A 23,885-nucleotide genomic window follows, 5' to 3' on the forward strand; every position below is an offset into this window, starting at 1 on the left:
CCTTCGGGATACCGGGTCAGATCCCTTTGCCAGAGGCAAAGGGATCTGACCCCATGTCACTCACGCCTGCCAGCGCGTCTTCGCCAGCAGCTCGTCGTCCCAGTCGAAACCGAGCTGCCCCTCGCGCACGAACAGCGCAACGAAGTTGAGCAGGTTGCGCGCATACATCTCACTGGCCTGGGTCGCGCCGCGACTGGCCAGGCCCAGCGGGCCATCGATGGTCACGCCCTGGTGTTCGATGCACTGCCCCGGCTGGGTCAGCGCGCAGTTGCCGCCGCTCTCGGCCGCCAGATCCACGATCACGCTGCCGGTGGCCATGCCCTCCACCATTGCGGCGGTCACGATGGTCGGCGCCGGGCGGCCCGGCACCGCAGCCGTGCAGATCACCACGTCCACGCTGCGCAGGTGGTCGGCCAGCCGACGCTGCTGCTCGGCGCGCTCCTCATCGGTCAGCGCCCGCGCATAGCCGCCCTCGCCCGCCGCGCTCACCCCGAGGTCGAGGAAGCGCGCGCCCAGTGACTGGATCTGCTCGCGGGTTTCCGGGCGCACGTCGAAACCTTCCACCTGTGCACCGAGACGACGTGCGGTGGCGATGGCCTGCAGGCCCGCTACGCCGGCACCGATCACCAGCACCTTGGCCGGCCGCACGGTGCCGGCGGCGGTGGTCAGCATCGGGAAGAAGCGCGGCGCGCGTTCGGCGGCGATCAGCGCGGCCTTGTAGCCGGCCATGCCGGCCTGCGAACTGAGTACATCCATCGCCTGCGCACGGGTGGTGCGCGGCAGCTGCTGCAGCGGGAACAGCTGCAGGCGATCATCGACCGCCAGCGCGGCCAGCGCCGGATCGTTGGCCGGGGCCAGCAGGCCGACCACGCTGGCACCGGGCCTGAGCTGCTCCAGCACCGTCGCAGGAGGTGCCTGCACGCACAGCAGGATATCGATCTCGGCCCAGCGGCCCGCGTCGAAGGCACCTGCGCCGGCATCGTCATAGGCGGCATCGGTGAAGCCGGCGGCCAGCCCGGCGCCGGCCTCGTACCAGACCGTAATGCCGAGGGCACCGAGCTTGCGCGCGGTTTCCGGCGTCAACGCCACGCGCCGTTCACCCGGCGCGGTCTCCTTGATCCCCAGCAACGCCACGGCCATGCAGGTCCCCGCTGATCGGTGAGTTTTCCCGATCCTAGCAGGCAGCCCGCACTCAGTGCAGGGTGGCGCTGCCCGGGTCGAGGCGGTCGATCACGCCCTGCATGGCGCTGTCGAAGGCCCCATCGTCAACGTGGGCACGCAGGCGGCCCAGCCGCACCATCACCGCCAGCTCTTCCGGCGAGGCCACGCAGAAGCGCACGCCGCGACGGTTGACGAACAGCAGGCGCGAGGAAATCGGGCTGACCCAGGACAGCTTGCCCGCCTGGACCTTGCCGTCCTTGTCGACGAAGTCCAACCAGTTGCCGATTTCCATGCGTCGGAAGCGGTCGGCATCGGCGTTGTCGAAATCATCGGCGTCGATCTGCCCGCTGAGCTCCACCGCTGGCGATTCAGCCACCGGCGGTGCCGGCAGTGCGACCTGCGGCAGCTCGGGCAGCGCGCGCTGCAGTTCCGGCCGCGACTCGGCGATGCCCTGCAACGTGTCATGCAGGGCGTCAATCGCCCCGGTAGCCGCATCGCCGTGCACGCCGACGCTGGCAAACACCTTGGCCAGCACCGGCTGCCAGGCCTGCAGCCACGGCTTGCCGACAATCTGCCGGCGGGCCTCGGCCACTTCCTCCAGCAGGCCGTCGCCGAGGCTCAGTGCCTCGGCCACCGACGCGCCTTCTTCGCCCTCGCGCAGCAGCGCCAGGGTCAGGTGGTGCTGCCAGGGCTGGCGCAGGAACTCGGCAATGGCCGGCGGCAGGGTGGCATCACCGATGCGACGATCCAGTTCCGCACTGGCCCGGCTGCGGGCCATTTCCAGCTTTTCCTGCCCGCGCTGCGTTTCCGCGGCACGGCGCTCGGCGATTTCCACGCGGCGGCGATGCTGCACCAGGAACTCGCGGAATTCTTCTTCCAGGGTCAGGAAGATCGCCAGGTTCTCGTTGAACTCGGCCACCAGGCGCTCGATGATCTCCTCGACCTTGGCCATCAGCATGCGCTCGGCCTGGCTCTCGCCGGTGTTGCCCTCGCAGGCCTCGGCCAGCGAGTTGAGCAGCTTGCGCGCCGGATGGGTCTTCTGCACGAACATGCGGCGGTCGAGCATGGCGACCTTGACGAAAGGCACCACCAGGCGCCCGATCAGTTCGCGCGAGCGGCCTTCCAGTTCACGTTCATCCAGCATCACGTCGAACAGCATGCCGACCAGGTCGATCGCATCCTCGTCCTGCGGATCCAGGCGGGTCTGGCCAGGATCCACGCCAAGCTGGGTGGCGCTGGACAGCACTTCGCTCTTCAGCCGTTGCGCCAGCGATTCGCCGTCCTCGCCGATGGCTGCACGCAGCGTCGCACTGGGCGTGGCCTGCAGCAGCGACAGCACCGACATCATTTCGCGCTGGCTGAGCGGACGCTGCTGGCCGATCGCCACCTGTGCGGCCGACGTCGCGTCCTCACGCACATGGCGGGTCTGCTGCAGCAGTTCGTGCAGCGCTTCCAGCAGCATGCCCTGCTGGCCTGCGTAGGCCTCGCCGGCGCCACCTTCCTCGCCCCCCAGGTGCTGCTGCATGTGGCCGCGGCGCTCGGACCAGCGCGCGGCAAAGCGCTGCGCCCAGGCCGGTGCGGCCTGTTCGTCGTCGCTGAATCCGGGATCGAAGCCTGCAGCCTGTCGCTGTTCGACCAGATCATCCAGCACCCCGGCCATGCGCGGATCCGGCGCGGCCGACAGCGGGCGCTGCGGCGCACCCATCTGCGACATCACCCCGGCCGCGGCCAGCTGCTCGTCCAGCTTCTCGTAGATGCGGCCGACCGGAGCGCGCAGGTCGCGCTCGCACAGCTTGATCAGCACCAGATGTACTTCCGGGGCCAGTTCGCAGCCGGCAAAGGCCTCGTGGATGGCCACGCCCAGATGCTCGGGGCTGATCGGATTGTGGTCGGCGTCCAGTTCCGCGCTGCCGATCAACCGGCCCAGGCGACGGTCCAGCCGCGCCAGCACCGGCTTGAAGTCGCGCAGCAGCATAGTGGCGAAATTGCGCACCGCCAACCGCGATTCCAGTACGTGTTCGGCCAGCAGGCTCAGGCCATCCTCGGCCGGCCCGGACAGGGTCGCCTCGGCTGACAGCGGCTCACCGGCCGCCAATGCGGCCCAGGCCTGCTGCAGGTGGCCGGCGAAGGCGGCAGCGATGTCCTCACGGCGGCGGCGCAGTTCGCGCATCGCGTCCAGGAACAGCAACTGCGACGAGCCGGCATTGCCGGCGCGGTCGAACAGGGCATCGTCGAAACGCGCCAGTGCCGCCCCGAAGGCCTGGCACAGCGCGGGCAGGACCATGTCCCGGGCAAGCTGGAGCTGGGCCGGGTCACGGCCCGGCGATCCCATCGGTGTGGGCACGCTCATCATTCGGGAAGGCTCCCCACCTTCTCTGGTACGACAGACAGCATGGACATCGCGACGACCGGCACACCCCATGTACCGGAACGTCGATGGTAGGCCGGCCAGCCCGTCACGGACAGTGAAACAGTCCTCACTTCAAACCTCATGACCGGCGGCCCGGCAAGACAGATATCGTAAGCCGTGCAAGGCCCACGAGGCGAGGGGAAGCGGCTGTCCGTTTCCCGCCAGTGGCATGATGTTCATCACAGTTTGGTATTCAGGGGCCGGACGCGACACAGACGGCGTCATTGACCACCCCGACTATAATCAAACACCCGTGATGACCGGTTCAGACTCCATGCCCGACCCCGCTGCCCTGCTTGCCCTGGATGCCCGCCGCTCGGTGCCCTCGCGGCAACTGGGCGAGCCCGGACCGGACCCGGCCACCCTGCAGCGGATGCTGGCCTCGGCGGTGCGCGTGCCCGACCACGGCAAGCGCGTGCCGTTCCGCTTCCTGAAAATCGCCGGCGATGCACGTCACACTCTGGGCGACTTCCTGGCCGAACGCAGCCGCCAGCGCGACCCGCATGCCGGCGAGGCCGTGTTCGAGAAGGACCGTCAGCGTTTCAGCCACGCCCCGCTGGTGATCGTGGTGGTCGCCAGCCCGCGCCCGGACCCGAAGGTGCCCGAACAGGAACAGCTGATGACCGCCGGCTGCGTCTGCTTCGCCCTGCTGCAGGCCGCGCAGGCGCTGGGCTTCGGCGCGCAGTGGCTGACCGCCTGGATGGCCTTCGATCCGGCCGTGCACGCCTATCTGGGTCTGTCCGAGGGCGAAGGCATTGCCGGTTTCATCCATATCGGCACGCCGAAGGCCGCCGTCCCCGAGCGCGAGCGCCCCGACCCGGCGGCCCTGCTGCGCGACTGGACGCCGCCGGCATGACCCTGCCGGCTCCGCCGCCGTCGCTGTACCTGGTCGACGCCAGCATCTACGTGTTCCGCGCCTGGCACTCGCTGCCGGACCAGTTCCAGGACGCGCAGGGCTGGCCGACCAATGCAGTGCACGGCTTCGCCCGCTTCCTGCTGGACCTGCTGGAGCGCGAGCGCCCGCGGCACATCGCCATCGCCTTCGACGAAGCGCTCGACAGCGGCTTCCGCCACCGGCTGTATCCGGCCTACAAGGCCAATCGCGATCCGGCGCCGGAAGCGCTCAAGCGCCAGTTCGTGCATTGCAAGGCCCTGTGCGCGGCATTGGGCCTTGCGGTGCTGGCCCACCACGAATACGAGGCCGACGACCTGATCGGCAGCGCCCTGCACGTGCACCGCGGCAGCCATCGCGGGGTGATCATCTCCGCCGACAAGGACCTGTCGCAGTTGCTGCTCGACCACGACGAACAGTGGGACTACGCGCGCAACCAGCGCTGGGACGTGGCCGGCGTGAAGGCGCGACATGGCGTGCACGCACACCAGATCGCCGACTACCTGGCGCTGTGCGGCGATGCGGTGGACAACATTCCCGGTGTCAGTGGTGTCGGCAGCAAGTCCGCCGCCGTGCTGCTGGCCCACTTCGGCAGCATGGATGCGCTGTACGAACGCCTGGACGAAGTGCCGTTCCTGCGCCTGCGCGGTGCCGCGCAGATGGCCGTGCGCCTGCGCGAGCAGCGCGAGCACGCCCTGCTCTGGCGCCAGCTGACCACCATCGCGCTGGACGCGCCGCTGGAAGGCAGCCAACCCGGCCTGCTGCGCCAGACCGCCGATCCCGAGCTGCTCGGTGGCCTGTGCCAGACCCTGCGCTTCGGCCCGATGACCCGCCGCCGGCTGTTCGATGCCGCCGGCGTACCCGATATTCTTCCCACCCACAGCGAGCCCGCATGAGCCAGCGCAACACCGAAGCCCCGCGCGTCGTCTATGAAGGCAAGTACCAGCGCATGCTGGTGCGCGGCACCTGGGAATACAGCGAACGTACCCATGCCGGTGGCTTGGCCGCGATCATCATCGCCGTCACCCCGGAGGACAAGGTGCTGTTCGTCGAACAGTTCCGCGTGCCGCTGCAGGCGCCCACCATCGAAATGCCGGCCGGCCTGGTCGGCGACATCGATGCGGGCGAATCGATCGAAGTCTCGGCCGTGCGCGAGCTGGAAGAAGAAACCGGCTGGACCGCCGACCACGCCGAAGTGCTGATGATCGGCCCGACGTCCTCCGGCGCCAGCAGCGAGAAGATTGCCTTCGTGCGTGCCACCGGCCTGCGCCGGATCGGCGAAGGTGGCGGCGATGACAGCGAAGACATCACCGTGCACGAGATTCCGCGCGCGCAGGCAGCGGCGTGGCTGGTGCAGAAGATGGGCGAAGGCTACGAGCTGGATGCCAAGCTGTGGGCCGGCCTGTGGATGATCGAGCATCACCTGGACGGGCGCCCGCGTGGCTGACGCCGACCTGCATGTGCTGCCGGCGCTGCTGGGCGCCGACGATCCGGCGATCTACACCCTCCACCGGCCGCAGGGCACCTCGCCGTACCTGCTGCTGGCCGACCACGCCGGCCAGCAGGTGCCGCGTGCTCTGGGCAGGCTTGGCCTGGCGCAGGCCGAACTTGACCGCCATATCGGCTGGGACATCGGCGTTGCCGGCACCACCCGCGCACTGGCCGAACGTCTGGATGCCTGGGCGATCGAACAGACCTATTCGCGGCTGCTGATCGACTGCAACCGCCCGCTGGCCTCGCCGACGCTGATTCCGGAAGTAAGCGACCACACCGTGGTGCCGGGCAACGCCGGGCTGTCGGCGGCGCAGCGGCAGCAGCGCATCGATGCGATCCACGCGCCCTACCACGCACGCATCGACGCGGAACTGGATGCCCGCCGTGAAGCCGGCCGCCCCACCCTGCTGGTGATGATGCACAGCTTCACCCCGGCGATGAACGGCATGCAGCGGCCGTGGCATGCCGGCGTGCTGTACCACCAGGACACGCGTTTTGCGCACGCACTGCTGCAGGCACTGCGCGACGAAGGCGACCTGGTGGTGGGTGACAACGAACCCTATTCGGTCAGCAGTACCAGCGACTACGCGGTACCGGTGCATGGCGAAGGGCGCGGCCTGGTGCATGTGGAACTGGAAATCCGCCAGGACCTGATCGCCGATGCCGCCGGGCAGCAGGCATGGGCGGAGCGGCTGGCGCGGATCTTCAGCACGTTGCAGCCGCAGTTGCTGGCCCTGGCGTGATCCCATCCACGCATGGCGTGGATCTACTCGCGATACCCCAGTAGATCCACGCCATGCGTGGATGGTGTTGTTCAACGCAATACGGGAACATCCATCCACGGGAACGGCTTGAAACCGCGCACCTGCAGCGTTGCGTCAATGGCCGCGAAGTCATCCTTGATCGCCTGCGCACGCTTGCGGTCCAGTGCTTCTCCCAGCATCAGCGGCAACCCACGACAGCGCGGCAGCGCGTCGCCCACCGGAATCTCCAGCAGGCGCGCCACGCGCTGGGCCACTGCCTTGACCTGCGCCTCCGGACACGCGACCAGCACCAGATCAAACGACGCGAAGATGCCCGCACCAATGCCGGCCTCGCGTGCCGCCGCCTGTTCCCCAACACCCGCTTCGCCCAGTGCCTCGTCGATACCTTCAACCTGCTGGAAGGCATCGTACTCGGCGTAGTACGCCAGCGCCCGTGCATGGTCGGCCAGCGTGGACAGCGGCCGCTGCCGCTTCTGCACGTCGAGCACGTCGGCGAAAGTCGCCGGTTCAAGAAAGGTGGACAGGCCCAGCGCGCGCGCTTCGGCGGGGACATCACCGCCGTCGTCGAACGCCGCGTCTTCATCCGCCGGCAACCAGAAACGCGCCTGCAGCAGATCGCCCCCGGTGGCGTGCCCCCAACCGAAGGAGGCGTACACCGCATCGTCATCGTTGCAGGCCGCAAAGGCGCACAGAGTCTGTTGAAGGTCCAGCAGTTCGATCATGCGTCGTTGCCCAGGCAGGCGGTCACTGCCGAGTCTACCGGTGCCGGGCGCAGGCCCAGCGCGATCACCACGCCGAACGCGGCGAACAGCGCGGCGCCGTACTGTGCATTGACCATGCCCTGCAGCGCATCAGGACTGGTTGCCGCCTGCGTGCCGCGCGCGGCGTTGGCCACCATCACCAGTACCGCCAGTCCCAACGCGCCGCCGATCTGCTGTGCGGTGGCGGCCATGCCGGACGCCACTCCCTGCTGCGGCCCCGGCACGCCCTGCCCGGCCACGATCCACATCGCCGTCCAGCTCATGCCCTGGCCCACGCTGAGCACCACGATGCCCGGCAGCAGCGGCCAGTAACCTGCGCCATGCGGCATCGCCAGCGCCACCGCGGTGATGCCGATGGCACCGGCCGCGAAGCCCCAGGCCAGCACCTGCCGTGGCGAACGGCGCCGCAGCATGCGTTCGGCAATGCGGATGCCGAAGGTGCACACCAATGTCGGCAGCAGGAAGGCCAGGCCGGCCTGCAGCGGGCTCCAGCCATAGCCATCCTGGAAGTACAGCGCCAGGAAGTAGTACTGGACGCCGTAGCTGCTCATGAAGGCGAAGGTCAGGCCGAGTGCCGCGCGCAGGCCGGGCAGGCGCAGCAGCGCGAACTGCATCAGCGGGTCACGGCTGCGCTTTTCGATCTGTACGAACACCGTCAACAGTACGGCTGAAAGCAGCAGGCAGATGAGCGTAGCTGGCGCCGTCCAGCCCCACTCCGGGCCCTGCACCAGGGTGGTGACCAGCAGGCTGCCGCCGGCGGTGACGGTGAGGCAACCGGCCAGATCGAAGGAACGGCCCTGCACGCGCGGGCCATCGGCCGGCAACCACGCACCGGCAGCGACCGCGCACGCCGTGGCCAACGGTACGATCACCGCCAGCACCGCCGGCCAGCCGAACGCCTGGGTCAGCACACCACCGAGCAGCGTGCCCAGCGCCAGGCCGACCGCGCTGGCCATGCTCCAGATCGCCAGCGCGCGGTTGCGCACCGGGCCTTCGGCATACAGCGTGTTGATCAACGCCAGCGTGGCCGGGAACAGCAGTGCAGCGCCGATGCCCTGTGCCGCGCGCGCGATGATCAGCAGGGTGGCATTCGGCGCCAACGCACCGAGCAGCGAGGCCAGCGCGAACAGCAGCATACCCAGCCGGTAGAAGCGGCGGCGGCCGATCAGGTCGGCAGCGCGCCCACCCAGCAGCAGGCTGCCGCCGAAGGCCACGGTGTAGGCGCTGACCACCCACTGCAGCTGCTGCGCGTTGATCTGCAGCGCGCGCCCCATGTCATGCAGGGCAACGAAGATGATGGTGGCGTCCAGGGCAATGATCAGCTGGGCGGTGGCCAGCAGGGTCAGCGCCCAGCGCGGGTACTTGAGGGGAGGCATCGGCGGTCTGGCGCGGCGGGGGAGCGCAGTCTCATTGATGCGGAGCCATCAATAAACCCCCATCCAGCCATATCTGTCATGATTTTCAGCATGAATGGAACCTCGATGGACCTCAATGCGGTACGCATGCTGGTGCAGGTAGCCGAAGCGCGCAGTTTCACGGTGGCCGCCGGGCAGCTGGGCCTGAGCCAGTCCGGCCTGTCCCGCGCGATTGGTCGGCTGGAGGCCACGCTGGGGGTGAAGCTGCTGCAGCGGAACACCCGCAACGTGGCGCTGACCCCGGATGGCCGCCAGTTCGTCGACCAGGTCGCGCCGCTGCTGTGTGGTTTCGAGGATGCCGAACGCCAGTTGGCCGACCGTCCCTGCACGCCCGCGGGCACCCTGAAGATCAGCGCGCCATCGATGTTCGGACGCAAGGTGCTGGTGCCGATGCTGGCGCCGTTGCTGCAACAGCATCCGCAGCTGCAGGTGGAAGCCGTGCTCAGCGACCGCCTGGTCGATCTGGTCGAGGAAGGTTTCGATGCCGCGCTGCGCACCGGCGTCATCGCCGACCAGCGCATTGTCGCGCGCCCCCTGCGTCCGCTGCGTTGGGTGACGGTGGCCAGCGCCGCCTATCTGGCGCGCTGTGGCGCACCGGACGATGTGGCCGCACTGCAGGATCACGCGTGCCTCGCGGTGCGCAACCTGCGCAGTGGCCGGCTGGTGGACTGGCAGTTCCTGCAGGACGGACAACTGCGCGAGTTCACCCCACCGACGCGGATGGTGTTCGACAGCGGCGATCCGCTGGTGGAAGCGGCCATCGCAGGCATCGGCATCGTGCAGGTGATGGATTTCGCGGTGGCCGACGCGTTGGCTGACGGCCGCCTGCAACGCGTGCTGCAGCCGTTCGAAGGCCGCAGCCGCGCGCTGTCGTTGATCTACCCGCCGTCGCGCCAGCACTCGCCGAAGCTGCAGGTGCTTGCCGACGCGTTGCTGGCCGGGGAGTGGTAGCGCCGGCCGCTGGCCGGCGCCTACGCCGATCCAATCGTTTCGGGGTTGCCGGCCAGCGGCCGGCACTACCGGGCTGTGGTAGATCCACGCCATGCGTGGATGAGGGCAGGTAGCGCCGGGCACGGCCCGGCGCTACCGATCAGGCGAAGCTATCGGTGGCGCGCACCAGCGCGTCCACGTTTTCGGCTTCGAACGCCGAGTGGCCCGAGGCCGGCGTGATCTCCAGCTTCGCCTTCGACCACACCTTGGTCAGGTCCCAGGCGTTGGCCAGCGGGCAGACCACGTCGTAGCGGCCGTGCACGATCACGCCGGGAATGTTGGCGATGCGGTGGGCGTCGCGCAGCAGCTGGTCTTCCACCTCGAAGAAGCCGCCGTTGACGAAGTAGTGGTTCTCGATGCGGGCAAACGCCAGCGCGAAATGCGGGTCTTCGTGGCTGTTGATGAAGTCGTCATCGACGTGCAGGAAGCTGGTCGCGCCTTCCCACACCGCCCACGCCTTGGCCGCTTCCAGGCGGGTGGTTTCGTCGTCGCTGGTCAGGCGGCGGTGGAAGGCCGAGATCAGGTCATGACGCTCCACCGACGGAATCGGCTTCAGGTAATGCTCCCACGCATCCGGGAACAGGCGGTTGGCGCCTTCCTGGTAGAACCATTCCAGCTCCCAGCGACGCAGCATGAAGATGCCGCGCAGGACCAGTTCGGTCACGCGCTGCGGGTGGGTTTCGGCATAGGCCAGGGCCAGGGTCGAGCCCCAGCTGCCGCCGAACACCTGCCAGCGATCAACCTTGAGGTGCTCACGCAGCTTCTCGATATCGGCGACGAGGTCCCAGGTGGTGTTGTCCACCAGGTCCGCGTGCGGAGTGGAACGGCCGGCACCGCGCTGGTCGAACAGGATGATGCGGTACTTGGACGGGTCGTGGAACTGGCGCATCTTGTCGCTGCAACCACCGCCCGGGCCACCGTGCAGCATCACCACCGGCTTGCCGTCCGGGTTGCCGCACTGTTCGAAGTACAGCGTGTGGCGGTCGTCGACCTTCAGGGTGCCGACGTCGTAGGGGGTGATGGCGGGGTACAGCGTACGCATGCTTGCAGCTCCAGGGTGATGCCCTGCCGGGGCAGGAGAACCTCCATTCTAGGCCGGACGCCGGCCCAGGGTGATCCGGTCGCGCTGCTCCAGGTCCTGCACGGTCTGCACCTCCGCAAAACCCGCGGCGTCGAACAGCGCGCGGATCGCCGCGCCCTGGTCCCAACCGTGCTCGATCAGCAGCCAACCGCCGGGCAGCAGATGGGCCTGGCCTCCGTCGACGATGCGGCGGATGTCATCCAGCCCGTCCACGCCGGAGGCCAGCGCAGTGGCCGGTTCGAAGCGCAGGTCGCCCTGTGCCAGGTGCGGGTCGTCGCTGGCGATGTACGGCGGGTTGCTGGCGATCAGGTCGAACCGCACGCCCTGCAGCGGCGCATACCAGTCGTGCCCGCCCTCGGCGAAGCGGACGTTGCGCAGTTCATGGCGCTCAGCATTGCGCGCGGCCACGGCCAGCGCGCCCGGGCTGGCATCGGTGGCCAGCACCTGCGCCTGTGGCCGCTCGCTGGCCAGCGCCAGCGCGATGGCGCCGCTGCCGGTGCCCAGGTCGGCCAGCCGCAGCGCACGGTCCTGCGGCAGGCGCTCCAGCGCCAGCTCGACCAGCAGTTCGGTTTCCGGACGCGGGATCAGCGTGGCCGGGTCGACCTCCAGGTCCAGCGTCCAGAAACCGCGGCGGCCGGTCAGGTAGGCCACCGGCTCACCGGTTACGCGGCGGGCCAGCAATGCCTCGAAGGCGGCCTGGTCATTGGCGTCCAGCGGATCGGTGGCATGGGCGAACAGCCAGCTGCGCGGGCGGTCCAGTACGTGCAGCAGCAGCAGTTCGGCCTCATGGCGGGCCTCGACGCCGCCGAGCCGGGCACTGGCCTCGGCCACGATCTGGCGCAGGGTGGGTTCGGGTTGCAGAGACATTCCGCAATTGTAGAGCCGAGCCCATGCTCGGCTGCTCCACCCGCAGCCGAGCATGGGCTCGGCTCTACAAAAGCTGCAATCCGTTCAGGTTCTGGCGGAGGGAATAAGGAGGGGCTATCGGCCACATTCTGCGCCTCCGGGGGCTTTCCCTTGTCACACAGGCAGTTGCAGGATGAGGGCGGCAAGGTTCAGTGCCGGCTCATGGGCTTTTGATAGACTCCATCTATCAAATAGATGCAATCAATGGATTGTTCTTATCGCGAGCGAATCGGTAACCTAGCTCCTGTCGATTCACCCACTCCCCTTCACCAGAGGAAAAATGATGTCCCTCATCAACACCCGATCCAGCCGTTCGAAGCCAACGCTTACCACAATGGCGAGTTCATCAAGGTTTCCGACAACAGCCTGAAGGGCCAGTGGTCCGTCCTGATCTTCATGCCGGCCGCCTTCACCTTCAACTGCCCGACCGAGATCGAAGACGCCGCTGACCACTACGCCGAGTTCAAGAAGGCCGGCGCCGAGGTCTACATCGTCACCACCGACACCCACTTCTCGCACAAGGTGTGGCACGAAACCTCGCCGGCCGTCGGCAAGGCCCAGTTCCCGCTGGTCGGCGACCCGACCCACCAGCTGACCCGCGCCTTCGGCGTGCACATTGAAGAAGAAGGCCTGGCCCTGCGCGGCACCTTCATCATCAACCCGGAAGGCGTGATCAAGACCCTGGAGATCCACTCCAACGAGATCGCCCGTGACGTCGCCGAGACCCTGCGCAAGCTGAAGGCTGCCCAGTTCACCGCCGCCAACCCGAACCAGGTCTGCCCGGCCAAGTGGAAGGAAGGCGAGAAGACCCTGACCCCGTCGCTGGACCTGGTCGGCAAGATCTAAAGCAGTACCGGCCTGCCGTGGCCCCACGCCATGGCGCGCCTTTCATCCCCGTGCCGGTCCCCCCGCCGGCGTGGGGGTGAACCCAAGACAGCCAACGCTCGCCCGCCTTGGCCAGCCAGCCCCTTCCACGGTCGCTGTCTTGGGTTCACCCCTACCCCCTGCTGGTCCGCTACCTTCTACAGCGGTGCCACGCCCCCTGTTTGCCTGAAGCCAGGAGATGACCCGATGTTGGACGCCAACCTGCAGTCGCAGCTGAAGACCTATCTGGAGCGCGTGACCCGCCCGATCCAGATCACCGCGCACGCCGACGACGGCGCCAAGTCGCAGGAAATGCTGGAACTGCTGCAGACCCTGGAAAGCCTGTCGGACAAGATCACGCTGCAGGTCCTGCGCGATGGCCAGGGCCGCGTGCCGTCCTTCGACCTGGGCACCCCGGGCCAGGACATCCACCTGACCTTCGCCGGCCTGCCGATGGGCCACGAGTTCACCTCGCTGGTGCTGGCGCTGCTGCAGGTCGGCGGCCACCCGTCCAAGGCCACCGCCGAGCTGATCGAGCAGGTGCAGAACCTGGAAGGTGAATACAAGTTCGAAACCTACTTCTCGCTGTCCTGCCAGAACTGCCCGGACGTGGTGCAGGCACTGAACCTGGCCGCGGTGCTCAACCCGCGCATCCAGCACGTGGCCATCGACGGCGCCCTGTTCCAGGACGAAGTCGAGCAGCGCGAGATCATGTCGGTGCCGACCGTGTACCTCAACGGTGAAGTGTTCGACCAGGGCCGCATGACCCTGGAGCAGATCGTGGCCAAGCTGGACACCAATGCCAGCAAGCGCGATGCCGAGAAGATCGCCGCCAAGGACGCTTTCGACGTGCTGGTGGTCGGCGGTGGCCCGGCTGGCGCTGCAGCGGCGATCTATGCCGCACGCAAGGGCATCCGCACCGGTATCGCCGCCGAGCGTTTCGGTGGCCAGGTGCTGGACACGATGGCGATCGAGAACTTCATTTCGGTGAAGGAGACCGAAGGCCCGAAGTTGGCCACGGCGCTGGAACAGCACGTGCGCGAGTACGAGGTGGACATCATGAACCTGCAGCGCGCCAGTGCGCTGGTGCCGGCCGGTGAAGACGGCCTGGTGCAGGTGCAGCTGGAGAACGGCGCGGTGCTGAAGTCGCGCTCGGTGATCCTGTCCACCGGCGCGCGCTGGCGGCAGATGAACGTGCCGGGCGAAGACCAGTACCGCAACAAGGGCGTGGCCTACTGCCCGCATTGCGATGGTCCGCTCTTCAAGGGCAAGCGCGTGGCGGTGATCGGCGGCGGCAACTCCGGCGTGGAAGCGGCCATCGACCTGGCCGGCATCGTGTCGCATGTAACCCTGCTGGAGTTCGATTCCAGCCTGCGCGCCGATGAAGTGCTGCAGAAGAAGCTGCGCAGCCTGGCCAACGTCACCGTGCTGACCAGTGCGCAGACCACCGAAGTGCTGGGCGACGGCAGCCGCGTCACCGGCCTGGTCTACAAGGACCGCGTCGGCGGCGATGCCCACCGCGTCGAGCTGGAAGGCATCTTCGTGCAGATCGGCCTGCTGCCCAACACCGAGTGGCTGAAGGATGTGGTGGCGCTGTCGCCGCGTGGCGAGGTCGTCATCGACGACCGCGGCCAGACCAACCTGCCGGGCGTGTTCGCTGCTGGCGATTGCACGACGGTGCCCTACAAGCAGATCATCATCGCCATGGGCGCCGGTTCGACCGCCGCACTGAGCGCGTTCGACCACCTGATCCGCTCGTCGGTGAGCAACAGCAGCGGTGCCGTTGCTGAAGCAGCCTGATCCACCGTTCCCAGATCACCGGGAACATTGTCTGCCTGTCGGGTAACCACGCCGTCAGCCGGTCCGTTACCCCTGGGGTGTAAGGATGAACCTACGTGATCTGAAGTACCTGGTAGCCCTGGCCGACCACAAGCATTTCGGCCGGGCTGCCGCCTCCTGCTTCGTCAGCCAGCCCACGCTGTCGACGCAGATCCGCAAGCTGGAAGAAGAGCTGGGCCTGCCGCTGGTGGAACGCGCACCGCGCAAGGTGATGCTGACCCCGGCCGGCCAGGAAGCGGCGGCACGGGCACGGGTGATCGTGTCCGAAGTGGAACAGCTGAAGGAAGCGGCGCGACGCAGCCGCGATCCGGAAGCCGGTACGGTGCGCCTGGGGATCTTCCCGACCCTCGGCCCGTACCTGCTGCCGCATGTGATCCCGCGCATCCGCGAGCGCTTCCCGGAGCTGGAACTGCTGCTGGTCGAGGAAAAGAGCGACGTGCTGCTGGATCGCCTGCGCGAAGGCAAGCTCGACGCCGCGCTGCTGGCCCTGCCGGTGATCGACGACCAGCTGCATGCCGAATTCCTGTTCGAGGAACCGTTCCTGCTGGCCGTGTCCGGGCGCCATCCGCTGGCCCGCCGCGAACACCTGGACGTGCAGGAACTGGCCACGCAGAAGCTGCTGCTGCTGGAAGACGGCCATTGCCTGCGCGACCAGGCGCTGGAAGTCTGCCGCCTGTTCGGCGCCAACGAGAAGTCCGAGTTCCGCGCCACCAGCCTGGAAACGCTGCGGCAGATGGTCGCCGCCGACGTCGGCATCACCCTGCTGCCGAGCCTGTCGGTGCAGCCGCCGGTGCCGCGCTCGAACAACATCCGCCTGCTCGACTTCACCGGCGAAGGCCGTCCCAGCCGCCGCATCGCCATGATCTGGCGCCGCAGCTCGGCCATGAACGACTTCCTGATGGAGCTGGCCGACCAGTTCAAGCGCCTGCCGCAGGCGCTGTTCACGCTGGAGGCGCTCGATGCCGGCAGCGATGCACCGGCCCTGCCCGGCCCCGCGCTGAACGGCTGAGCCCCCGCAGTACCGGCCCGGAATCGGCAGGAGTCGATTCCGGCCGCATTGTCTCCCACAATACAGACAGGCGGCGCCAGCAGGTGCCGCCTTTTGCATGGCTTTCAACCAAGGAGCTTCACCATGAACACCGCCAGCGGCCTGCCGCCGTCGATCACCGTTTCCACCTTCGACATGGACCGCCTGGATGCCATGCTCGAATCCCCTGCGCTGAGCCAGACGCCTGCCGCGCTCGCGCTTGCTGAAGAACTCAACCGGGCCACCGTGCTGGCGCCGGACCAGATTCCCGAAGGCATCGTCATGATGCATTCGCGCGTGGAGTGCGAAGATGAAGTGTCGGGCGAGAAACACGTCCTGACCCTGGTCTTCCCCGCGAAGCCAACGTCGATGAAGGCAAGGTGTCCGTGCTGGCCCCGGTCGGCAGTGCCCTGCTGGGCCTGGCCATCGGCCAGAGCATCGACTGGAACGCGCCCGGCGGCCGCAAGCTGCGCCTGCGCGTGACCGCGGTCCACAACGACCACCCTGATTACCGCTGCGCACCGCGCGCGATTCGATCCCCCTGCACCAGGAGCCGTAATGAGTACCCCGTCCAAACTGTCCCAGCTGCGCGAACTGTCCGTGGTCGTTGCCGATACCGGTGACTACGAGGCGATCAAGCGCCTGCAGCCGGTGGACTGCACCACCAACCCGACCCTGGTGAAGAAGGCGCTGGACCTGCCGGTCTACGCCGAGCTGATCGAACGCGAACTGGCTTGGGGCCGCCAGCAGACGGGCGACCGCGAAGCCGTGGTGCACGCCGTGGCCGACCGCCTGACCATCGGCGTCGGCGCGCTGCTGAGCACGCTGGTGCCGGGCCGCGTGTCCACCGAAGTGGATGCCGACCAGGCCCACGACACCGCCGCCACCGTGGCCAAGGCCCGCCAGTTCATCCAGATGTACGCCGATGCCGGCGTGCCCCGCGAGAAGATCCTGATCAAGATCGCCGCGACCTGGGAAGGCGTGGAAGCGGCGCGCATCCTGCAGGCCGAGGGCATCGACTGCAACCTGACCCTGATCTTCAACCCGACCCAGGCCCTGGCCTGCAGCGAAGCCGGCGCGTTCCTGATCTCGCCGTTGGTCGGCCGCATCCTCGATTGGTACGTGGCCAACGGCCAGACCCCGGCCAGCATCGACGAAGACCCGGGCGTGAAGTTCGTGCGCGGCGTGTACGCCGAATTCAAGCGCCGTGGTTCGCCGACGGTGGTGATGGGCGCCTCGTTCCGTTCGACCGCGCAGATCGAAGCGCTGGCCGGCTGCGACCGCCTGACGATTTCGCCGGACCTGCTGGAGAAGCTGGACGCCGACCACGGCGAGCTGCCGCGCAAGCTGGTGGCCGGTGCGGCGGATGGCGTGGCGGTGACCCCGATCGATGCGGCGAAGTTCGCAGCCGACCTGGCGGCCGATCCGATGGCGACCGAGAAGCTGGCGACCGGTATCGATGCGTTTGCCAAGGATCTGGAAGCACTGCGCGCGCGCATTCGTTCGGAACTGTGAGGATTCCGGCCAACGGCTGAGCCCCTCGTGGCGGGGGGCTTGGTCGCGAAGAGCGGGTCATGCGGTTGGCAGGGTGGGTAGGCCGTGCAGGGGACGCTGCAAGTACGTCCATGTAAGCTCGGTCGCCGCATCCATGCGGCTCACGCCCCTGCACGGCCTACCCACCCTGCCTTCGACAGTTTCCGGCGGCCGCCCGCCACGGAAGAAAGAAAGAAGAGCAACAGCGGGTCGCGCGCTTCGCTTGCTCGGAGCGGAGCATCGCTCCGCTCTACAGAAAGCACTGCAGGACCAAACAAAAAGGACGCGGCGAAGGCCGCGTCCTTTTTGTTTTCCAACAGTTCGTCAGTAACCCAATGCTCTTTCCCACCGTCACCGGGAAACTTTCGAAGGTGGGACGGGGGCGGCTGGCAGGACCGTTGGCGCCATGGATGGCGCCATCGAGCCCCCATGGATGGGTTTACGGCGTGTCCTGCCAGCCGCCCCCGTCCCGCCAAACCATCAGCAACCCAGAGCCGCTTTGGCTTTGGCAGTTGCTTTCAGCTTCTGCCCGCCGCAGGCGGACCACCGCGCGTCAGCGCGGCGCCTCCACATCCAACCCGATCGGGCAGCTCACGCCGGTGCCGCCGATACCGCAGTAGCCGTTCGGATTCTTCGCCAGGTACTGCTGGTGATAGTCCTCGGCGTAGTAGTACGCCGGTGCCGGGTACACGATCTCGGTGGTGATCGGGCCGTAGCCGGCCGCATCCAGCTGGGCCTGATAGGCCTCGCGGCTGGCCAGCGCAGCGGCGTACTGTGCCTCGTCGGTGGCGTGGATCGCCGAGCGGTACTGGGTGCCGGTGTCGTTGCCCTGGCGCATGCCCTGGGTCGGGTCGTGGCTTTCCCAGAACAGCTGCAGCAGCCGCTCCAGGCTTACCACCGCCGGGTCGAACACCACCTGCACCACTTCGGTGTGGCCGGTCAGCCCCGAGCAGACCTCTTCATAGGTCGGGTTCGGAGTGATGCCCCCGGCATAGCCCACCGAGGTGCTGTACACGCCCGGTTCGGTCCAGAACTTGCGCTCGGCGCCCCAGAAGCAGCCCAGCGCGAAACGGATCTGCTGCAGGCCGGCAAAACGGTCCTTCAGCGGATGGCTGTTCACGAAGTGCTGGTTGCTGTGCAGCGGCAGCGGCTGGTCACGCCCCGGCAGCGCCTCTTCCGGGCGCGGCAGGCGCTGCTTGAAGGCGCCGATGCCGAGGATGCCCTGGCCAATTCCCAACATGATGCGCTCCTACGCCGGACGTCCGGCTATGTCGTCTGCATCTGAAATGGGGGCGTCCGGCGCGTGGCCCAAGTCCAGCGCCGCCACGATGTCCTCGGCCTGCGGGCGTGCCGCTTCGGGGATTCCCACCCGCAGCACACCGAACAGCGGCAGCTCGCCCATGCCGCCCAGCAGCTGCTCGCCAAACACGAAGGCCGGGATGCCGGCATCTTCCAGCGCGTGCTTGACCAGGTGGGCGTCGAACAGGTTGTCGGCCTTGTACACGATGTGCATGTGGTGGCTCCGTGGGACAGGGTTCCAGCATACGCCCGGGGGCTGAATGGTGGTGCTGACGGCGCATGACCGTTCTGCCGGCCAGCGGCCGGCACTACCCATCCACCTTCCGGTAGCGCCGGCAGCGGGCCGGCGGAATGTGGATCGCCGTGCAGTTGGGTAGTGCCGGCCGCGGGCCGGCATCCCCACACCCCACCGGGCAGCCCTGCCCCGTACGCGCTAGACTGTTGGTCTTTCTGCCCTTTTTCGCCCCAGACTCATGTCCGAGCACACCCCCGCCAGCCCCGAGACCCCCGCCGACAGCCACGAGAAGCGCGATTTCATCCGCCAGATCGTGCGCGAGGACCTGGCCAGCGGAAAGCACCAGGCGATCAAGACCCGCTTCCCGCCGGAGCCGAACGGCTACCTGCACATCGGCCATGCCAAGTCGATCTGCCTGAACTTCGGCATCGCCGGCGAATTCAGCGGCGTCTGCAACCTGCGCTTCGACGACACCAACCCGGCCAAGGAAGACCCGGAATACGTGGCCGCGATCCAGGACGACGTGCGCTGGCTGGGCTTCGAGTGGAACGAGCTGCGCCATGCTTCGGACTACTTCCGGGCCTATTACCTGGCCGCCGAGAAGCTGATCGAACAGGGCAAGGCCTATGTCTGCGACCTGTCGGCCGAGGAAGTGCGCGCCTACCGCGGCACCCTCACCGAGCCGGGCCGCCCGTCGCCGTGGCGCGACCGCAGCGTCGAGGAAAACCTCGATCTGTTCCGCCGCATGCGTGCCGGTGAGTTCCCGGATGGCGCGCGCACCCTGCGCGCGAAGATCGACATGGCCAGCGGCAACATCAACCTGCGCGATCCGGCGCTGTACCGCATCAAGCACGTCGAGCACCAGAACACCGGCAACGCGTGGCCGATCTACCCGATGTACGACTTCGCCCACGCGCTGGGTGATTCGATCGAGGGCATCACCCACTCGCTGTGCACGCTGGAGTTCGAAGACCACCGCCCGCTGTACGACTGGTGCGTGGACAACGTCGATTTCGCCCACGACGACGCGCTGACACAGCCGCTGGTCGACGCCGGCCTGCCGCGCGAAGCGGCCAAGCCGCGCCAGATCGAGTTCTCGCGCCTGAACATCAACTACACGGTGATGAGCAAGCGCAAGCTGATGGCACTGGTCACCGAGCAGCTGGTGGACGGCTGGGAAGACCCGCGCATGCCGACCCTGCAGGGCCTGCGTCGACGTGGTTACACCCCGGCCGCGATGCGCCTGTTCGCCGAGCGCGTGGGCATCAGCAAGCAGAATTCGCTGATCGATTTCAGCGTGCTGGAAGGCGCGCTGCGCGAAGACCTGGACAGCGCTGCACCGCGCCGCATGGCCGTGGTCGACCCGGTCAAGCTGGTGCTGACCAACCTGCCGGAAGGCCACGAAGAACAGCTGACCTTCAGCAACCACCCGAAGGACGAGAGCTTCGGCAGCCGCGAAGTGCCGTTCGCACGCGAAGTGTGGATCGACCGCGAGGACTTCGCCGAAGTGCCGCCGAAGGGCTGGAAGCGCCTGGTGCCGGGTGGCGAAGTGCGCCTGCGCGGCGCCGGCATCATCCGCTGCGACGAAGTGATCAAGGACGCCGACGGCACCATCACCGAGCTGCGCGGCTGGCTGGATCCGGAATCGCGTCCGGGCATGGAAGGCGCCAACCGCAAGGTCAAGGGCACCATCCACTGGGTCAGCGCCGTGCATGGCGTGCCGGCCGAGATCCGCCTGTACGACCGCCTGTTCTCGGTGCCGAACCCGGACGACGAATCGGAAGGCAAGACCTACCGTGACTACCTCAATCCGGAATCGCGCCGCACCGTCACCGGCTATGTCGAGCCGGCCGCGGCCAGCGCCGCCCCGGAGCAGTCGTTCCAGTTCGAGCGCACCGGCTACTTCGTCGCCGACCGCCGCGACCACACCGAGGCCAAGCCGGTGTTCAACCGCAGCGTGACCCTGCGCGACACCTGGTCGGCCTGAGGACCTGCGCGGGCGCCAGCATGGCGCCCGCACGCCCCCGATGATGATCACCGCCCTCTCCGCCCTGCTCTGGTTCATCTCGCAGCATCCGCTGCTGACGTTCTTTGCAGCGATGGTGCTGGCCGGGCTGGTCTCGTGGTGGCGGCGCTTTCCGGGCTACGCCATCGTGGTGTTCCCGCTGGCGATGCTCAACATGTTCCTCGGCCACTTCCTCAACGCTACCTTCCTCAACGTGGTGGGCGAACGCGGTGAAGCGGTGATCGTGAAGTCGGAGCGGACCAGCTCGACGCTCAACGAGCAGTACATCTGGCGGTACGAAGCGGTGCTGCGCACGGCCGAGGGCCGCGATGTGGAAGTGGTGTTCCACACCAACACCGCCTCGCTGTGGCCGCTGGAAAACGCCATCCGCATCCCGGCGCGCGACCAGCCATTCGTGGTGAAGTACACGCCGGGCTTCGCGCGCAACTTCGTCATCCTCACCAACGAATCTCCGCACGGCATCGCCCAGGCCCGTGCCAGCGCGCGCGAGCGCGTGGAGGTAGCGGCGCGCAAGCTGCACTTCAGCCCCGGCAATGCCGATTTCCGCGCGGACTATCGCCGCGAGCTGGAAACCTGGCTGCGCGACCACGGCAACGATCCGCAGCAGCAGCCCGACGCGCAGCGATATCGCGCCGAACTCGACGCGCTCGAGCGCTAGTTCCAGGCCCTGCCTGGATGTTCCGCCCCATCCATCCACAGGCCTGACATGACCACGACCTCCACCGCCCTCCTCCCGCTGCTGCAGCAGGTCCTGCAGGGCGCCAGCATCGCCAGCCGCGCCGACGGTGGCGCGCTGCTGCTGGACAGCGGCCTGCGCCTGACCCCGCATGCGATGGCCGCGCACGCGCGCGACAACGGCGGCTGGCAGACCTCCACCGTCATCGAGGCCCAACATCCGGTGTTGTTCGCCGATGGCCTGTTCGAGTACCAGCACGCCAACGGTGCCGATGAGCAGGCGTCGCTGTTGTCCGGCTTCCAGGCCTGGGTGCGGGTGGACCTGGCGACCCTGCAGACCGCGATCGGCGCCGAAGATGCACAGGGCCTGCCGATGATGGGCCTGACCTATCCGGCCGGTGACGATGGCGAGGAACATCAGCGCACCGTGGTGCTGGGGCCGTTGGCGCACTACCGTGCGCAGGAAGTGGATGCATCCACCTGCAGCGAGGACGACCACGGCTCCTGCCCCTGCTGCCTGTTCACGCGCAGCATGGAGGCCTTCGATGAGCTGCTGAAAGCCCGCCAGTTCCTCGCCATCCGCCTGTTCGCCTCGCGCGATGCCGAGGGCCTGTGCGAGGCCGATTGCCGGGTCAACGGTCACGACTTTGCCGCCGCCCTGCCCCTGCTGCGCGCCTATGCCGCCAGCTGGCCGCAGGCCGGGCTCGAGTTCCGCAAGCAGTACGTGGTGATCCGCACCGGCTCGCCGGACTAACCCACCGCCACACCCGATACAGGCCGGTGCAGCTACACTGCGCGCCGGTTTCCCAAGCAACCGCACCTTCTTCCATCCCATTACGAGGCACCCCCGCGATGCTGTACGCGCAAGTCCACCTGACCCTTCCCGCCTGGATCCACGACCAGATCGACCTGGATCGTCGATATCCGGGCGATGAGGCCAAGGTCGCGCTGGCGATCGAGCTGTCGCGGCTGAATGTCGAACACGCCAGTGGCGGCCCTTTCGGCGCGGTGGTGTTCGGCCCGGATGACAAGGTCATCGCCGCCGGCGTGAACCGGGTGATGCCGCACGCGACCTCGCTGGCGCACGCCGAGAACATGGCCTACATGCTGGCCCAGCAGCGCCTGCAGACGCCGCGCCTGAACGCAGTGCTGTCGCCGGTCACCCTAGCCACCAGCTCGCAGCCGTGCTGCCAGTGCTACGGCGCCACCGTGTGGGCCGGCATCGACCGCCTGCTGATCGGTGCCAACTCGGCCGACGTCGAGGAACTGACCCCGTTCGATGAAGGCCCGCTGCCGGCCGACTGGGTGGGCGAACTCAACAAGCGCGGCATCGAAGTGGTGCAGGGCCTGAACCGCGACGCCGCACGCAGCGTGCTGCGTGCCTATGGGGAAAGCGATGGCGCCCGTTACTGAGGCCGGCATCGGCCTGCTGTGCCTGTGCCGGCAGGGCTTCGAGCCCGAGCTGGCCGGCGAACTGCAGTTCCGCGCCGGTGAAGCCGGTTTCGCCGGCTACGCGCGCACCCAACGCAATGACGGCTATGTGCTTTTCATGTGCGACGAAGCGGCTGCCCTGGCGCCGCGCCTGCGCTGGCGCGAGCTGATCTTCGCGCGGCAGAAACTGGTGGTGCTGGCCGAGCTGCCGCAGCTGGATCCGGCCGACCGCATCACCCCGATGCTGGAGGTGCTGGCCGATGCGCCGCGCTTCGGTGACCTGTGGGTGGAGCACCCCGATTCGGAGGCCGGCAAACCGTTGTCCGGTCTGGCGCGCGCCTTCGGCAACGCGCTGCGCCCAGCGCTGCGCAAGGCAGGCAAGCTCAGCGACAAGCCGAACAACCGCCTGCCACGCCTGCACGTGGTGTTCGTCGACGGTACCCATGCCTTCGTCTGCGTGGCCGACCCGGCAGACAGCGCGCCGTGGGCACTGGGCATCCCGCGCCTGAAGCTGCTGCCCGAAGCACCTTCGCGTTCGGCGCTGAAGCTGGACGAAGCGTTGCTGACCCTGCTGACGCCGGAAGAGCGCGAGACGCTGGCCAGGCCGGGCATGCGCGCGGCCGACCTCGGCGCTGCACCGGGTGGCTGGACCTGGGTGCTGACCCGCCAGCACATGCACGTGCTGAGCATCGACAACGGGCCGCTGCGCCAGCATGTGCTGGATACCGGCCTGGTCGAGCACCTGCGCGCCGATGGCTTCCACTGGCATCCGGAACAGCCGCTGGACTGGATGGTCTGCGACATGGTCGAGCAGCCGCGCCGCGTGGCCGAGCGCATGGCCACCTGGTTCCGCGAAGGCTGGTGCCGGCATGCGATCTTCAATCTGAAACTGCCGATGAAGAAGCGCTGGGACGAAACCCGGCTGTGCCTGGACCTGTTCCAGGACCAGGCCGGCAAGCCACTGGTGGTCCGCGCCAAGCAGCTCTATCACGATCGTGAAGAGATCACCGTATTGGCTTCGCCGCTGCGCTGACCCGTCATCGGCGGCACAGGTTGCCGGGAGTACGCTCCCGGTACCCTCT

Annotated in this window: 21 protein-coding genes and 2 pseudogenes; 15 read left to right on the plus strand and 8 right to left on the minus strand. The window is 67.8% G+C overall.

Going from position 1 to position 23,885, the window contains the following annotated elements; all coding sequences use genetic code 11:
• Positions 1-60: 60 nt before the first annotated feature.
• Positions 61-1,140: an NAD(P) transhydrogenase subunit alpha gene (locus ACXI0D_RS08345; protein ID WP_119007253.1), complete on the minus strand. Its 1,080-nt coding sequence runs from the start codon at positions 1,138-1,140 to the stop codon at positions 61-63.
• A gap of 52 nt (positions 1,141-1,192) precedes the next feature.
• Complete coding sequence (locus ACXI0D_RS08350; RefSeq protein ID WP_479642474.1) at positions 1,193-3,514, minus strand: DUF1631 domain-containing protein; 2,322 nt, start codon at positions 3,512-3,514, stop codon at positions 1,193-1,195.
• Between the two features lie 331 nt (positions 3,515-3,845).
• Between ACXI0D_RS08350 and ACXI0D_RS08355 the strand changes: the two genes are divergently transcribed.
• Genes ACXI0D_RS08355 through ACXI0D_RS08370 form a run of 4 tightly spaced genes read left to right on the plus strand, consistent with a single transcriptional unit; the run spans position 3,846 to position 6,700 of the window.
• On the plus strand, positions 3,846-4,427 hold the full coding sequence (locus tag ACXI0D_RS08355; protein WP_135967851.1) for a nitroreductase family protein: 582 nt from the start codon (positions 3,846-3,848) through the stop codon (positions 4,425-4,427).
• Positions 4,424-5,359, plus strand: coding sequence for a 5'-3' exonuclease (locus tag ACXI0D_RS08360; protein WP_479642475.1), 936 nt, complete (start codon positions 4,424-4,426; stop codon positions 5,357-5,359). Before ACXI0D_RS08355 ends, ACXI0D_RS08360 begins: the two co-directional genes overlap by 4 nt.
• Positions 5,356-5,910: an NUDIX hydrolase gene (locus ACXI0D_RS08365; RefSeq protein WP_075675308.1), complete on the plus strand. Its 555-nt coding sequence runs from the start codon at positions 5,356-5,358 to the stop codon at positions 5,908-5,910. The genes ACXI0D_RS08360 and ACXI0D_RS08365 overlap by 4 nt, the downstream gene beginning before the upstream one ends.
• Positions 5,903-6,700, plus strand: a complete 798-nt coding sequence (locus ACXI0D_RS08370; RefSeq protein WP_479642476.1) for an N-formylglutamate amidohydrolase — start codon at positions 5,903-5,905, stop codon at positions 6,698-6,700. Before ACXI0D_RS08365 ends, ACXI0D_RS08370 begins: the two co-directional genes overlap by 8 nt.
• Positions 6,701-6,771: 71 nt before the next feature.
• Here the strand turns inward: ACXI0D_RS08370 and ACXI0D_RS08375 are convergent, their stop codons facing one another.
• On the minus strand, positions 6,772-7,443 hold the full coding sequence (locus tag ACXI0D_RS08375) for a DUF7716 domain-containing protein (RefSeq protein ID WP_479642477.1): 672 nt from the start codon (positions 7,441-7,443) through the stop codon (positions 6,772-6,774).
• Entirely contained in the window at positions 7,440-8,858 is a 1,419-nt protein-coding gene (locus ACXI0D_RS08380; protein WP_049443149.1) for an MFS transporter, read from the minus strand. Before ACXI0D_RS08380 ends, ACXI0D_RS08375 begins: the two co-directional genes overlap by 4 nt.
• Before the next feature lie 105 nt (positions 8,859-8,963).
• Between ACXI0D_RS08380 and ACXI0D_RS08385 the strand changes: the two genes are divergently transcribed.
• Complete coding sequence (locus ACXI0D_RS08385; RefSeq protein ID WP_101764956.1) at positions 8,964-9,848, plus strand: LysR family transcriptional regulator; 885 nt, start codon at positions 8,964-8,966, stop codon at positions 9,846-9,848.
• A 139-nt stretch (positions 9,849-9,987) separates the two neighbouring features.
• On the opposite strand, the gene pip is transcribed toward ACXI0D_RS08385, so the two are convergent.
• Both pip and prmC read right to left on the minus strand, forming a co-directional pair.
• The gene (gene pip, locus ACXI0D_RS08390) at positions 9,988-10,929 is read right to left on the minus strand and encodes a prolyl aminopeptidase (protein WP_479642478.1); all 942 of its coding nucleotides are present in this window, start codon (positions 10,927-10,929) and stop codon (positions 9,988-9,990) included.
• A 48-nt stretch (positions 10,930-10,977) separates the two neighbouring features.
• Complete coding sequence (gene prmC, locus ACXI0D_RS08395; RefSeq protein WP_479642479.1) at positions 10,978-11,835, minus strand: peptide chain release factor N(5)-glutamine methyltransferase; 858 nt, start codon at positions 11,833-11,835, stop codon at positions 10,978-10,980.
• 322 nt (positions 11,836-12,157) lie between these two features.
• Here prmC and ahpC point away from each other — a divergent pair.
• The 5 genes and pseudogenes from ahpC (at position 12,158) to ACXI0D_RS08420 (ending at position 17,119) form a co-directional block, all read left to right on the plus strand.
• Positions 12,158-12,720: pseudogene (gene ahpC / locus ACXI0D_RS08400) on the plus strand (alkyl hydroperoxide reductase subunit C).
• Positions 12,721-12,945: 225 nt separating this feature from the next.
• A complete protein-coding gene (ahpF, locus tag ACXI0D_RS08405) occupies positions 12,946-14,538 on the plus strand; it encodes an alkyl hydroperoxide reductase subunit F (protein WP_119007257.1) in 1,593 nt (530 codons plus the stop codon).
• A gap of 85 nt (positions 14,539-14,623) precedes the next feature.
• The gene (locus ACXI0D_RS08410) at positions 14,624-15,586 is read left to right on the plus strand and encodes a LysR substrate-binding domain-containing protein (RefSeq protein ID WP_014646003.1); all 963 of its coding nucleotides are present in this window, start codon (positions 14,624-14,626) and stop codon (positions 15,584-15,586) included.
• 123 nt (positions 15,587-15,709) lie between these two features.
• Positions 15,710-16,110: pseudogene (rnk, locus tag ACXI0D_RS08415) on the plus strand (nucleoside diphosphate kinase regulator); the annotation flags it as partial.
• A 52-nt stretch (positions 16,111-16,162) separates the two neighbouring features.
• Entirely contained in the window at positions 16,163-17,119 is a 957-nt protein-coding gene (locus ACXI0D_RS08420) for a transaldolase (protein ID WP_479642480.1), read from the plus strand.
• 571 nt (positions 17,120-17,690) lie between these two features.
• Here ACXI0D_RS08420 and msrA read toward each other — a convergent pair.
• Positions 17,691-18,356, minus strand: coding sequence for a peptide-methionine (S)-S-oxide reductase MsrA (gene msrA / locus ACXI0D_RS08425; RefSeq protein WP_032968772.1), 666 nt, complete (start codon positions 18,354-18,356; stop codon positions 17,691-17,693).
• A 30-nt stretch (positions 18,357-18,386) separates the two neighbouring features.
• Entirely contained in the window at positions 18,387-18,650 is a 264-nt protein-coding gene (locus ACXI0D_RS08430) for a putative signal transducing protein (protein ID WP_049450145.1), read from the minus strand.
• A gap of 259 nt (positions 18,651-18,909) precedes the next feature.
• Between ACXI0D_RS08430 and ACXI0D_RS08435 the strand changes: the two genes are divergently transcribed.
• The 5 genes from ACXI0D_RS08435 to rlmM all read left to right on the plus strand — a co-directional run bounded on the left by ACXI0D_RS08435 (position 18,910) and on the right by rlmM (position 23,836).
• Complete coding sequence (locus tag ACXI0D_RS08435) at positions 18,910-20,658, plus strand: glutamine--tRNA ligase/YqeY domain fusion protein (protein WP_479642481.1); 1,749 nt, start codon at positions 18,910-18,912, stop codon at positions 20,656-20,658.
• Positions 20,659-20,701: 43 nt separating this feature from the next.
• Positions 20,702-21,355, plus strand: a complete 654-nt coding sequence (locus ACXI0D_RS08440) for a membrane protein (RefSeq protein ID WP_049443670.1) — start codon at positions 20,702-20,704, stop codon at positions 21,353-21,355.
• Positions 21,356-21,403: 48 nt separating this feature from the next.
• Positions 21,404-22,126, plus strand: a complete 723-nt coding sequence (locus tag ACXI0D_RS08445; RefSeq protein ID WP_049443656.1) for a DUF6348 family protein — start codon at positions 21,404-21,406, stop codon at positions 22,124-22,126.
• A gap of 98 nt (positions 22,127-22,224) precedes the next feature.
• The gene (locus tag ACXI0D_RS08450) at positions 22,225-22,785 is read left to right on the plus strand and encodes a nucleoside deaminase (RefSeq protein ID WP_004154307.1); all 561 of its coding nucleotides are present in this window, start codon (positions 22,225-22,227) and stop codon (positions 22,783-22,785) included.
• A complete protein-coding gene (rlmM, locus tag ACXI0D_RS08455) occupies positions 22,769-23,836 on the plus strand; it encodes a 23S rRNA (cytidine(2498)-2'-O)-methyltransferase RlmM (protein ID WP_049443654.1) in 1,068 nt (355 codons plus the stop codon). The genes ACXI0D_RS08450 and rlmM overlap by 17 nt, the downstream gene beginning before the upstream one ends.
• Positions 23,837-23,885: the final 49 nt, after the last annotated feature.

This window comes from Stenotrophomonas sp. C9D9 (assembly GCF_056491205.1).